Raw genomic sequence first — 12801 nt, 5'->3', positions numbered from 1 at the left:
AGTACGCCGGAAGCTGCCAACCCTCGACCTACAGTAGGAACCATGTGTGCGCAGGTCGTGCTGGCCGAGGACGACGCGAAACAGGCCGAGCTCGTCCGCCGGTACCTCGAGCGTGAGCACCACCAGGTCGTCGTGGTCAGCGACGGCCGCTCGGCGCTCGAGGAGGTCCGCCGCCTGCAGCCCGACCTGCTCGTGCTCGACGTGATGCTGCCCGGTGTCGACGGCCTGGACGTCTGCCGGATCCTGCGGCGCGAGTCCGATCTCCCGGTGCTGATGCTGACCGCGCGGACCGAGGAGGACGACATGCTGCTCGGCCTCGACCTCGGCGCGGACGACTACATGACCAAGCCGTTCAGCCCGCGCGAGCTCGCCGCCCGCGTCCGCACCCTGCTCCGCCGCAGCCGTCCGACCACGAGCAGCGCCGACAAGGGCCAACTGCTCCGCGTCGGCGGTGTCTCCGTCGACCTCGACCGCCACGAACTGTTTGCCGACGGCAAGAAGATCGCCTGTACGCCGGGCGAGTTCCGCCTGATCGCCACGATGGCCGCCAAGCCGCACCGGGTCTTCACCCGCGCCCAGCTGCTCGAGCAGTTGCACGGCATCGACCAGTACATCACCACCCGCACGATCGACACCCACGTGCTCAACCTGCGCAAGAAGATCGAACCGGAGCCTCGACGCCCGGTCCGCCTGCTCACCGTGTACGGCGTGGGCTACAAGCTGACCGACACCTGAGATGGCAGCGCGCAGGAGCATCCTGGTCCGGCTGCTCGCGGGCGCCGTACTGGTCTCGCTCTGCTCGATCGCGGCCACCGCCTGGCTCGCTGCTCGCAGTACGACGGTCGCGATCCAGCAGGAGCAGGGCCGCGCGCTGGCCGACGACAGCAAGATCTACGACGCCCTGCTCGGGTACGCCGCGACGCACGCGGCCTGGCCCGGCGTCGGCAAGCTGATCGAGCAGCTCAGCCGCGAGACCGGTCGTCAGATCACCCTGACGACCAACGATCGCAAGCTGATCGCCGGGCCGTCGAAGGATCTGGCCAGCGCGTCATCGGTGGCGATCGACCCGTTCGCCGTCGATCCCGACCTCGGCGGCGCCGAGCGGATCGACCCGCGCGCGGTCGGCCCGTACAAGCTCAGCCCGGCCGACCAGAAGTACCTCGGCGACGTTGCCAAGCGTGTGCTGGGCTGCGTCCGGATCAGGACCGGCGTCGGCGCGATCGTCACGTCGCCGACCGGACGGCCGAAGATCGTCGGCGCGGGCGACGCGACCGTCAACTCGTGCGACTCCGGCAACGTGCTGAACGCGCTGACCCGGGCGGAACGCACGCCGTACTCGCAACTGCAGTCGATGATCAACACCTGCCTGGCCGAGCAGAACATCCAGTTCCCGGTCAAGCTGCAGCCGGATCTGACCTGGACGGTCTTCGACCCCGACGAGAGCGGTCCCCGACCACCGGACGACCTGCCGACCGAGCGGATCGAGTCGTGCGTCACGCAGTCCAAACGCGCCCAGCTCGACCCGTACGTCGCACCGCTGGCGCGCCTGTTCGTGAACACCCCGAGCCGCGCCGAGGCCGGCTTCGACCTCTCCCCGGCGAACCAGAAGCGGATCGCCGGCGTCGCGGCCGCCGTCCTGCTGATCACGGTGATCATCACCGTTGCAGGCGGGTTCCGGCTGGTGCAGCCGCTGCGTGCACTGACCCGGGCGTCGCGGCGGATGACGGGCGGGGACGAGTCGATCCGGGTCCGCGTGCGCGGGAGCGACGAGATCGGTCAGCTGTCGGCCGCCTTCAACGAACTGGCCGACAGCCGTGCCCGCACCGAGTCGTTGCGCCGGGCAATGGTCAGCGACATCGCCCATGAGCTGCGAACGCCGCTGAGCAACATCCGCGGCTGGCTGGAGGCCGTCGAGGACGGCGTGACCAAGCCCGATGAGGCGTTCATCCGCTCGATGAGCGAGGAGGCCGCGCTGCTCCAGCACATCATCGACGACCTCCGAGACCTCGCCACCGCCGACGCCGGCAACCTCCGCATCCACCCCGAACGCGTCCACCTACCCACGCTGTTCGAGCAGGTGGTTGCTACCCAACATTCCAACGGCGTCGACCTCGTCCAGACAGCTCCTGATCTGGAACTCGACGCCGATCCTGTACGTCTCCGGCAAATCCTCGGCAACCTGGTCACCAATGCCCTGCGCTTCACCGCACCGGGTGGAACCGTCCGCCTGGAAGGCCGCCGAGACGGCGCCGACATCATCATCGACGTGATCGACACCGGCGCCGGCATCTCCCCCGAAGACCTCCCCAAGGTCTTCGACCGCTTCTGGCGCGCCGAACAGTCCCGCAACCGCCACACAGGCGGCAGCGGCCTCGGCCTGGCCATCGTCCGCAGCCTGGTCGAAGCCCATCACGGCCAAGTCACCGCCACCAGCACCCTCGGCGAAGGCTCCACCTTCACCGTCCGCCTGCCGGCCGGCTAACCCCCGGAGGCCTCCCGGTGCATCCGGGCGAACTCGTGGCGGAACTGCGGGCGCTCGACGATCTGCTCCGACCACGGCAGCTGCACCCGTACGACGTCGCCCGTCTCGACGGTGACCGCGAACACGGCGCCGGCGGGGTCGAGGGTAGCCAGTTGGACATTGACCGCGTCCGGGTGACCGCCGAGGGCGCGGACGATCTGCAACGAGTCGTCCGCGTGGTCCTCGTTCATGTGCCGCAGGACGGCGGACACGATCTCGGGAGTGAACGGGTCGGTCATGCCTGGGCCTTCTTCCGTCGAGCCGTCAGTACGAGCGCCGCGCCCGCGAGCAAGAGCAAGCCACCGACGACCGGCACCCAGAACGTCGCGCCACCCGTGCTGGCCAACGAAGCACCGGTCGGCTTGGTCGGTGTGTCACTCACCGGCGGCTCCGACGTCTGAGTGCTGGTCGGTGTGGCGGTCGGAGTACGAGTAGGAGCAGGAGTAGGACTTGGCGTCGCCGCGCCCTTCACCGAGAAGTCGCCGGAGGCGACGATCCCGTCGCCGGCCGACAAGGTGATCGTGTGCTTGCCCACGGCAAGTGACGCGGGCACCATCCAGCGGAAGCCCACACTCCCGTCGGTGGCAACTACTTGCTCGCCCACCGCGCCGGCGGCCCGCCGCCCAGCATCCGCGACGGCCCTCGCACCTCCTGCTCCGGCAGGCGCGAACTGCAGCGGGATCCTCACGTCGAACGTCCGGTTGCCCGTCGATCGATGATCCGCCCTCACGTACAGCACACACCCGTTCGGTGCTTCCGCGCACTGGGTGTGCTCGTCGGAAGATTTCACCTCGACCGACGTCCGCGCCACCAGGTCAGTCCCGATCGGCACGACCAGTTCCTCCGACCCGGCGTACGGGAAGTTCGTGATCCACTGCGACGTCCCCGACGCACCCGTCATGTCCGCCCCGCCGATCGCCGGCGACGCCTGCTTGCCAGGCCCGTTGTCGACCGCGGTCAGCAGGTAGAACCCACTCGGCGCAGCAGCCGTGTTCGCCTTGCTGTTGACCAGTCCGGTGATCCGCGCCGAGACCTTCGCCCCCTCCGCGACGACTAGCTTGCCCTCGGCGACCTTCAGCCCGACCCCACTGACCACGACCGACTGCCCGTTCGCGTTCTTGAACGTGAACTCGGGCACCCCAGGCGTCGACTCCGCGTCCACGACAGCGGTGACGCGAGCCCCCGCCGGGAACCCGGTCCCCTCGATCAACAGCTCCGCACCCGGCGCCACAGAATCCGGCGACACCTTCACCGCAGGATCGACAACTCCGGTGACGGTCAGCACGGCCGCCGCCGACGTCGCCGACCCCGCCTCGTTACTGAACACCGCCCTGAACCGCGACCCGCCATCCGCAACCACCGAGACGAGACTCAGCGTCGTGGTCACCGCCGACGGCGACGCGATCGGAGCCCAGCTCTTCCCTTCGTCAGCGCTGCGCTCCCACTGCACCGTCGGCGCCGGCGTACCGGTCGCCGCCGCGGTGAACGTGACAGCGCCTCCGGCAACCACCGAGACGGCGGCAGGCTGCTTCGTCACCACCGGCAGCACCGGCTGCGGCCCGGCCGGCTTGAAGGTGATCTTCTGGAACACGTCCTGCGACCGGTCACTCCGGTGGTCGACGGCCTCGTTGTCCGAGGCGAGCGGCGAGTTGAAGCTCGCGATGTGGCACGCGACCGCGAGGCAGTCGACGTCAGCGCCCTCGTTGGTGAACGTCACCGCCGTCTCGACAGTCGCCTCGAACGTTCCGGCCGCGGTGGTGACGACGCGCTGAGCGCCCGAGAACGGCGAGGGGTTGGATTCGCCGACCGTGCCCTGCGGCGTCTGCGCGACGTACAGCGCGCGCTGCGCCGCGAAGCCGGTCCCCTTCACGACGACGGCCTGCCCGTCGGTGAGTTCAACGGCAGGCGTCACCGTCAGCACCGGCTTCTCAACGGTGCCGAACGCAACGGCCTTCAGCAGCTCCTGCGTGGCGTTCGGCAACGCTCCACCCGCCGCGTACGTCGCGACGCCGTACGTCCCGGTCGCGGCAGAAGCAGGCTTCACGGTCAGCGTCGTCTCGAACGTCCCGTCCGCCTTCAACGTCACGTACGCCGGGTTGGCGCCGCCCGGCCGGGACGCATCCGGCAGCGCCCACTTCTGGTCGAGCACGCGCCGGGTCTCGGGCACCGCGTTCTTGGACGGCTGCCAGACCTGGTCGAAGCTGCCGAACACGACGTACACGCCAGCAGGCAGACCGGGCGTCACCGGCGGCCGGGTGGACGGATTGGAGGCAGGGTCGTACCCACTGCCGCGGACGGTGACCGTCGCACCGGCCGCGGGGACCGTGCCGAGCGGGTTGCCGTCGGCACCGAACAGTTCGAGCTTCGGTGTCCAGACGGGCGCGGTCGTGAGCTTCACCGAGAAGCTGATCGGGTCGAGCGCCGTACCGGCGGTGTAGAAGTTCGCGAACGCCGGAACGCCGGCCTCGGTGAGCTTGGTCGGCGCGGCGATCACCGTGGCGACGCCGTCCTTCACGACCACCGGGTGCGTGCTGAAGTCGACGTCGGCGAGCACGACGTCGTCGTACGTCGCGGGCTGCCCGGTCTCCAGGCTCTTGCTGACCACGTCCGCGACGACCGTGCCCGTACTGCCGGAGGTGGTGACCCGTACGTCGGTCACCGTCAGCTCGAGCAGCGGGTTGCCGGCCTGCATCTCGTGGCCCTTGAAGTACACGCCACCGGTGAAGCCGACCTGCTCGGCAGTGCCGCTGCCGCCCGGGAACCGGAAGGTGTTGTCGCCGTTGCGGGTCGCGGGTTCGCGCATCGCGATCGAGCCGTGCGCGATCGGGCCTTCGATGTAGGTGCGGAACGATGCCTTCAGCCCCCAGTCGAGGGTGTTGAGCGGCGGACCTTCCGGCTCGGGATCACCGCCACCGGCGAACGTCACCGGTACGGCGAGCTCGTGGGCCGCGTTGATCGCCGAGCCGCCCGGGTAGGTGTAGACGCCGTAGTTGCGGGGGTTCTCGGCGACGGTCTTCGCCTTCACCTTCACCTCGAACGTCCCGTCGGCGTTCAGCAGCACCAGGCGGGGCTTCTGGTTCGGGAAGTCGGTGCCGACCTGGTCGAAGGAGGTCTGCGGGAGCGCCCACTTCGTGTCGATCAGGGTGCGCGTCGTCGAGTCGGCGCCGGCGGACGGCCGCCACGTGTCGGCGAACGAGCCGAACACGACGTACACCCCGGCCGGCTGCCCGGGAGTCACCGGGACGCGGGTCGAGAGGTTGGCCGCCGGATCGAAGCCGGAGCCGCGCACGGTGAGCTCTTCCCCGTCGGTCACTCCGGTGGTCTTGGAGACCTCGAGCTTCGGTTCAAAAACTGTTGGGGTCGGCGCAGCCACACCAGGAAGTGCAGAAGCAGAAACAACGGCCAACGAAGCAAGGGCAACCAGTACTCCACGTAGTCGACTCAGGCGGGCGGTCATGCGGTGGGCTCCTTGCGGCGGCGGGTAGCGGCGATGGTGGTGGTACCGACGACAGCCAGTACGGCGGCGGCGACGAGCAGCGTCATCGTCGTGCCACCGGTGTTGGCGAGCGGGCCGCCCTCCTGCTTGACCGGCGTGGTCGGATCGTCCGCGGACGGCTTCACAACGGTGGAGGACTTGCTCGAAGTCGCGGTCGGCGTCGGTGTCGGCTTCGACGAGGCAGCACCGGCGAACGTGACCGGGATCAGCACGTCCGCCGTACGGTCGGCCGTCCGCGTGTGGTCAGCACGCGTCCCGATCACGCACCCGTTCGGCGCGATCTTGCGATCCAGGCAGTTGGTGAACTGGTCCTTCGCCTTCACCGTCAGCCGGACCTCGAACGATCCCTTGCCACCGCTCCGCGTGAACGGCGTCGCCAACCCTTCGCCGTACGACGGCGGGTTGGACGAGATCCACGCCGACGTCCCGGAGGCGCCCTGCATGTCCACCCCGCCGAGGCAGGGCGACGGCAGTTGCCCTGGGCCCTTGTTCACGCAGAACGCGACGTAGATCCCCTTGTTCAGGTCGAATCCCCGGCCACGCACGGTGACGGAGGTCCCGCTCGGATCCAGCCCAAGGCTCCGCGACACGGTGACCACCTGCCCCTGCGGCCCGGTCGCGGCCGGTGCGGCGGACGCGACGGAGCTCCCCCAGACCAGACCCCCAACCACTAGAACCACCAACCCAGCGACACTTTTATAGGTAAGCCTCACCTAACTTAGGTTAACCTAAGTCTCGTGACCTCACCATCGGGCCCGACGGCCACCGCTCAGCCGCCGTTCTCGCAGCGACTCCGGGAACGGAGTCTCAGCCTGCACCGAGACGCCGAAGGGAGCACCTACCTGACCGCGTTGACCACCGGCCGCCTAGACCTCGGGGCGTACGCCGCGCTGGTCGCGCAGCACGCGGTCATCTACCAAGCCCTCGAACGCGTCGGCGCCGGCCTGGCCGACGACCTGGTCGCGGGCCCGTTCCACTTCCCGCAGCTCAACCGCTGCCTGGCCCTCGAGGCCGACCTCGCGTACCTGCGTTCGGTCGGCGTCGAGATCCCCGAGCCGACCGCCGCCACACTTCGGTACGCCGGGCGCCTGGAGGAGCTGGCGACCTGGCCGGGCGGGTTCATCGCGCACCACTACGTCCGCTACCTCGGCGACCTGTCCGGCGGGCAGGCGATCGGCCGGCTGGTCGCGTCGGCGTACGGGCTGGACAAGGACGGCGTGCGGTTCTACACGTTCGAGCAGGTCCCGGCGGTGAAGCCGTTCAAGGACCGCTACCGGATTCTGCTCGACGAGACCCCGTTCGACGTCCGCGAACAGGACCAGGTGCTCGAAGAGGTGCTGCTCGCCTACCGCTTCAACGTCGACGTCCTGGCATCCCTGGCCGAACTCGTCCAGCCACAGGTCGCGTCGTGAGAGTTCTCCTGGCCTGCGCTCTGTTGATCACCGCAGGCTGCGCCGGACCCGCGGCCCTCCAAGAAGCCGCAGCTCCGGGCGTGGTCAACGCTTGTCTTCCCGCCGTCAAAGGCTTCGCGATCAGCACCGACGCCGACGGCAAGCCCTTGCCTAAAGCAACCACCACTGCCGGCACCCAGGATCCGCACGAACTGACCGGCCCCTCCACCGCCACCCTCGCCGACCACTCGATCCACGCGGTCGAAGGCGACCAGCCCAAGCTCCCCGTCAACGTGAAGTCCTGCGACGGCAAGCAGGTCCAAGTCAAGGACGCCAGCCGGATCATCGCCGTCGACCTGTACGGCACGCTCGCCGAGATCGTCTTCAGCCTCGGCCTCGGCGACAAGGTCGTCGGCCGCGACACCTCCACCGGCTTCCCGGAGGCCGCGAGCCTGCCGAAGGTCACCCCGTCGGCGCACGACCTGAACGCCGAGGCGATCCTCGCGCTCGACCCGACCGTCGTCCTGACCGACAAGAGCATCGGCCCGCCCGAGGTGCTCCAGCAACTGCGCGCGTCGGGCGTCCCGGTGGTCTTCTTCGACGACGCCCGCACGATGGACAACATCCCGAGCCAGATCCGCGCGGTCGCCGGCGCCCTCGGCGTGCCGGAGCGCGGCGAGCAGCTGGTACGCCGTACGCAGGACGAGATCGTCAAGTCCCTCGGCCTCGCCCCGGCCGCCGCCAAGCCGCTGCGGATGACGTTCCTGTACGTGCGCGGCTCGGCGGGCGTCTACCTGATGAGCGGCCCCGGCTCCGGCGCCGACGCGATGATCAAGTCGATCGGCGGCGTCGACACCGGCACGGACATCGGCCTGACGAAGCCGTTCGTCCCGCTCACCAGCGAGGCGCTGATCCGGTCGCAGCCCGACCTGATCATCGTGATGACCGAGGGCCTCAAGTCGCTCAAGGGCGTCGACGGCCTGCTCAAACTGCCCGGCATCGCGCAGACGCCCGCCGGCCAGCACCGCCGCATCGTCGACATGAACGACACCGAGCTGCTCAGCTTCGGCCCCCGCACCGGCCGCACCGTCGAGGCGTTGGCCAAGGCCGTCTACACCCCGTGAAGCGTCTGCGGTCCGCCGGTCTGCTGACCGGCCTGACAATTGCGCTGCTCATCATCTCTGTCGTCGCTGCCGGTGTCGGTCAACTGCAGATCCCACCGGCAGAGATCATCGGCTCGGTTCTGCATCGCATCGACAGCGGACTCGAAGGACTGCTACACCTCAAGCTGCCCCTCGATCTCGGTCCACTGCCACACCACCCGCAAGGCGACAACGCCTTGTGGAAGGTGCGTTTCCCCCGAGTCGCCCTGGCCGTCCTCGTCGGCGCCTCCCTCGCGACCGCCGGCGCCCTGATGCAAGGGGTCTTCGGCAACCCACTCGCCGAGCCATCAGTCGTCGGCGTCTCCTCAGGCGCGGCCGTCGGCGCCAGCCTCGTGATCGTCACCGGCATCACCTGGCTCGGCAACTGGACGATCGCCGTCGCCGCCTTCACCACCGGGCTCGCGACCACCCTGCTCGTCCACAGCCTGTCCCGCGCCGGCCGTCGTACGGAGATCGTCACCCTCGTCCTCACCGGCATCGCGGTCAACTCGCTGGCGTTCACGCTGATCTCGTTCGCCACGTTCATCGCCGACACCAGCGCCCGCGAGCAGTTGGTTTTCTGGCAGCTCGGCAGCCTCAACGGCGCCACCTGGCAGGCCGTCTCCGCAGTCGCGCCGTTCACGCTGGTAGGACTGACCGCCGCGTTCGTCCTCGCCAAGCGACTCGACCTGCTGTCCCTCGGCGACCGCTCCGCGGCGCACCTCGGCGTCGACGTCGAGAAGCTCCGGCTCGTCGCGATCGTCGTGGTCGCGCTGCTGGTCGGCGCGAGCGTCGCCTTCAGCGGCATCATCGGCTTCGTCGGTCTGGTCGTCCCGCACCTGATCCGGATGATCGCCGGCCCCGGCCATCGATTGTTGCTCCCGGCAAGCGCTCTGGCCGGCGGCGTCCTGGTCATCTGCGCCGACCTGCTGGCCCGCATCCTGATCCGCAACGCCGACCTGCCGATCGGCATGATCACGTCGCTGGTCGGCGCGCCGTTCTTCTTCTGGCTGCTCCGCCGAACTCGCGCCCGGCAAGGAGGCTGGGGATGAAACGCCGACTGCCCGACCGCATCGAAGCCGTTACGACGATCGCTGCCGCCCACGACGTCTCCGTCCAGCTCGGCGGCACCCAGGTCCTCGACGACGTCACTCTGGCCGTCCGCACCGGCGAGGTGCTCGCCCTGGTCGGCCCGAACGGCGCCGGCAAGTCCACTCTGCTCGGCGTACTCAGCGGCGACCTGAACCCCGACCACGGCACTGTCGAGCTGCACGGCGAACCGCTCGAGCACTGGTCACCGGTCGAGGCCGCCATGCGCCGCGCCGTGATGGTGCAGCAGGCAACGATCTCGTTCCCGTTCCCGGTCGGCCAGATCGTGGCGATGGGCCGCGCACCGTGGGACGGCACCGAACGCGCCGACCACGACGACGACGCCATCCGTACGGCGCTCGACCGCGCCGACGCGCAGGCCTTCACCGACCGCGTCTTCAACTCCCTGTCCGGCGGTGAACGCGCCCGCGTCTCACTCGCCCGGGCCCTCGCCCAGGAGACCCAGCTGCTCCTGCTCGACGAGCCGACCGCCGCCCTCGACCTGCACCACCAGGAGGACGTGCTCCAGCTCGCCCGTCGGCGCGCAGCGGAAGGGGACGCGGTCGTGATCGTCCTGCACGACCTCAACCTCGCGGCCGGCTACGCGGACCGCATCGCCGTCCTGTCGCAGGGCCGCCTGGCGGCGTTCGGGCGACCTGCCGAGGTCCTCACGGCCGAGCTCGTCACCGACGTCTACCAGCACCGGGTCGAGGTCTGGCCGCACCCGACGACCGGCGCTCCGATCATTCTTCCGGAACGTTCCGCGCGGCCGTGATGATCGGGTCGGTCTCGTCGTCGAACTCCCCGATCACCTCCTCCAGCAGATCCTCCAGCGCGACCACGCCAACAGGCCGCTCTTCCTCCTGTACGACGGCCAACTGCGACCGCCGCTCCCGCATCACCCGGATCGCCGCCGCCACCGGAGTACCGGCCTGCAGCCGCAACGGCTCGGTCATCAGGTCGAACGCGTGCAAGGTCTTGCCACCCCGCGTGGTCGCCCGCGCCGCGTCGCGAACGTGCACGATCCCGCACAGCGTCCGCGTCTCGGCCGACACCACCGCGAGCCGCGACCGTCCCTGCTGCCGGCTCGCGAGCTCGACCTCACGAGCCGTCGCCTCGGCGCGGACCGTCGCCAGCTGCGCCGTCGGCGTCATCACCTGCGCGACGGTCGTGTTCTGCAGCGCGAGCATCGCCGTCAGCAGGTCGTGCTCGGCGGCCTCCAGCGTGCCGTGCTCGCCGGACGACTCGATCAGCAACCGCAGCTCGTCGGGACCGTGCGCGTTGGCGATCTCGTTCTGCGGCGTCACGCCGACCGCCCGGACGCACACGTTCGCCATCCAGTTCAGTACGACGAGCAGCGGCCGGAACACGTACGTGAACCCGCGGAACGGCAGCGCCAGGATCAACGCCGACCGCTCCGGATCGCTGATCGCCCACGACTTCGGTGCCATCTCGCCGAGCAGCACGTGCAGCAGGCCGATCCCACCGACGGCGATGATCAGCGCGATCACGTGCCCGACGTTCTCGGGCAGGCCGACCAGCTCGAACAGCGGATGCAGCAGGTGAGCGACCGCCGGCTCCGACAGCGAGCCGAGTCCCAGCGTGCAGAGCGTGATCCCGAGCTGCGCGCCCGCGAGCATCAGCGACAGCTCGCTGACCCCGGCGATCGCGGCACGAGCGGCCCGGCTGCCTTCGGCCGCGGCCTGTTCGAGCCGATGCCGCTTCGAGGCGACCAGCGCGAACTCGGCCGACACGAAGAACCCGTTGCAGACCAGCAGGACCAGTGAGATCAGCAGCGCAACCGTCGTACTCATGACAGCCGCTCCAGCACGATCAGGCCCGGCACGTGCCGCAGCACGGTCTGCACGGTTACCCGTGCGCGCTCCAACGGCACCTGGCGCCCGTCGTGGTCGAACCGCGGCGGCAGGTCGATCACCACTTCGTCACCGACCACCGGGACCCGCCCGAGCCGCGCCATCACCAGTCCGGACACCGTGTCGTAGTCCTCGTCCTCGGGCAGTGAGATCCCGGTCGCTTCCTCGATCTCGTCGAGCCGCCAGCGCGCCGGCAACGTCCAGCTCCCGTCGCCGTTGCTGATCAGATCGCCCTCCGGCAGGTCGTCCTCGTCCCGGATCGGCCCGACCAGTTCCTCGGCGATGTCCTCCAGCGACACCACCCCGGCGAACCCGCCGAACTCGTCCACGACGATCGCGAGCTGCCGGTGCGTCGTCCGCAGCTGCTCCAGTACGGCGGGCAGCGCCAGCGTGTCCGGCACGAGGACGGGCGGCGCCGCGAGCGACCCCGTCGTCACGTGGTGCCGATCACCGGGCTCGACCTCGACCACGTCGCCGATCGCGATCACCCCGACCACCTCGTCGACCGAGGACGCGACCACCGGGAAGCGGCTGTGCCCGGTCTCGAGCAGCTCGACCACCCGGGTCAGCGGATCGTCCTCGTGCACGGTGATCACGTCCACCCGCGGCACCATCACCTCACCCGCGAGCCGGCCGCGGAAGTCGAGCCCGCGGTCGAGCAGCCGGGTGGTGTCCCGGTCCAGCAGGCCCTGCTCGTACGACGTCGCGATGATCCGGTCCAGGTCCTGAGCGGTCGCACCCTGCGGCAGCTCCTCGACCGGCTCGATGCCGACCCGGCGGAGGATCCGGTTCGAGGTCGCGTCGAACAGGTGAATGATCGGCCCGAACACGGTCAGGTACATCAGCGTCGACCGGGACAGCCGCAGCGCGATCGCCTCGGCCCGGGCGATCGCCAGGTTCTTCGGGGCCAGCTCGCCGAACACCATCTGGATCACGGTGGCCAGCAGCAGCGCCACGATCACCGACACGGTCAGGCTGACGCCCTCGGGCATCCCGGCCGAGCCGAAGATCTTCTGCAGGCCCTCACCCAGGTACGGCTCGGCGAAGTACCCGGCCAGCAGGGCGGTCACGGTGATCCCGACCTGCGCGCCGGACAGCACGAACGACAGCCGGGCGGTGACCTTCAGGGCCCGGGCCGCGGCCGCGTTCCCCTCGTCGGCCAGGCCCTGCAGCCGATTCCGGTCCACCGCCACGTAGGAGAACTCCTGCGCGACGAAGTAGCCCGTGGCAACGGTCAGGGCCAGGATCAGCGCGAGGCCGATCAGGATCAGCATGCACCGACCCTACC

11 protein-coding genes are annotated in these 12801 nt (G+C 69.7%); 6 read left to right on the top strand and 5 right to left on the bottom strand.

Annotated features, from left to right (window positions below):
• Positions 1-42 precede the first annotated feature (42 nt).
• Both ACYVIO_RS14690 and ACYVIO_RS14685 read left to right on the top strand, forming a co-directional pair.
• A complete protein-coding gene (locus ACYVIO_RS14690; RefSeq protein WP_460651300.1) occupies positions 43-735 on the top strand; it encodes a response regulator in 693 nt (230 codons plus the stop codon).
• Between the two features lies 1 nt (position 736).
• Complete coding sequence (locus ACYVIO_RS14685; protein WP_460651299.1) at positions 737-2482, top strand: sensor histidine kinase; 1746 nt, start codon at positions 737-739, stop codon at positions 2480-2482.
• Here the strand turns inward: ACYVIO_RS14685 and ACYVIO_RS14680 are convergent.
• From ACYVIO_RS14680 to ACYVIO_RS14670, 3 genes are all read right to left on the bottom strand, one after another.
• Complete coding sequence (locus ACYVIO_RS14680) at positions 2479-2760, bottom strand: DUF2470 domain-containing protein (RefSeq protein WP_460651298.1); 282 nt, start codon at positions 2758-2760, stop codon at positions 2479-2481. The genes ACYVIO_RS14685 and ACYVIO_RS14680 overlap by 4 nt on opposite strands.
• A complete protein-coding gene (locus ACYVIO_RS14675) occupies positions 2757-5894 on the bottom strand; it encodes an HtaA domain-containing protein (RefSeq protein ID WP_460651297.1) in 3138 nt (1045 codons plus the stop codon). The genes ACYVIO_RS14680 and ACYVIO_RS14675 overlap by 4 nt, the downstream gene beginning before the upstream one ends.
• A gap of 80 nt (positions 5895-5974) precedes the next feature.
• A complete protein-coding gene (locus ACYVIO_RS14670; RefSeq protein ID WP_460651296.1) occupies positions 5975-6607 on the bottom strand; it encodes an LPXTG cell wall anchor domain-containing protein in 633 nt (210 codons plus the stop codon).
• A 147-nt stretch (positions 6608-6754) separates the two neighbouring features.
• Here ACYVIO_RS14670 and ACYVIO_RS14665 point away from each other — a divergent pair, with 147 nt between their 5' ends.
• The 4 genes from ACYVIO_RS14665 to ACYVIO_RS14650 are packed head-to-tail and all read left to right on the top strand — an operon-like array spanning position 6755 to position 10414.
• Complete coding sequence (locus ACYVIO_RS14665; RefSeq protein WP_460651295.1) at positions 6755-7429, top strand: biliverdin-producing heme oxygenase; 675 nt, start codon at positions 6755-6757, stop codon at positions 7427-7429.
• Positions 7426-8532: a heme/hemin ABC transporter substrate-binding protein gene (locus ACYVIO_RS14660; RefSeq protein WP_460651294.1), complete on the top strand. Its 1107-nt coding sequence runs from the start codon at positions 7426-7428 to the stop codon at positions 8530-8532. Before ACYVIO_RS14665 ends, ACYVIO_RS14660 begins: the two co-directional genes overlap by 4 nt.
• The gene (locus ACYVIO_RS14655) at positions 8529-9602 is read left to right on the top strand and encodes a FecCD family ABC transporter permease (protein ID WP_460651293.1); all 1074 of its coding nucleotides are present in this window, start codon (positions 8529-8531) and stop codon (positions 9600-9602) included. Before ACYVIO_RS14660 ends, ACYVIO_RS14655 begins: the two co-directional genes overlap by 4 nt.
• Positions 9599-10414, top strand: a complete 816-nt coding sequence (locus ACYVIO_RS14650; protein ID WP_460651292.1) for a heme ABC transporter ATP-binding protein — start codon at positions 9599-9601, stop codon at positions 10412-10414. The genes ACYVIO_RS14655 and ACYVIO_RS14650 overlap by 4 nt, the downstream gene beginning before the upstream one ends.
• Here the strand turns inward: ACYVIO_RS14650 and ACYVIO_RS14645 are convergent.
• Both ACYVIO_RS14645 and ACYVIO_RS14640 read right to left on the bottom strand, forming a co-directional pair.
• Positions 10383-11453, bottom strand: a complete 1071-nt coding sequence (locus ACYVIO_RS14645) for a hemolysin family protein (RefSeq protein WP_460651291.1) — start codon at positions 11451-11453, stop codon at positions 10383-10385. The genes ACYVIO_RS14650 and ACYVIO_RS14645 overlap by 32 nt on opposite strands.
• A complete protein-coding gene (locus ACYVIO_RS14640) occupies positions 11450-12787 on the bottom strand; it encodes a hemolysin family protein (protein WP_460651290.1) in 1338 nt (445 codons plus the stop codon). Before ACYVIO_RS14640 ends, ACYVIO_RS14645 begins: the two co-directional genes overlap by 4 nt.
• Positions 12788-12801 lie beyond the last annotated feature (14 nt).

The sequence above is a fragment of the Kribbella endophytica genome (genome assembly GCF_054781295.1).
This window is presented reverse-complemented; position numbering and strand designations above follow the sequence as displayed.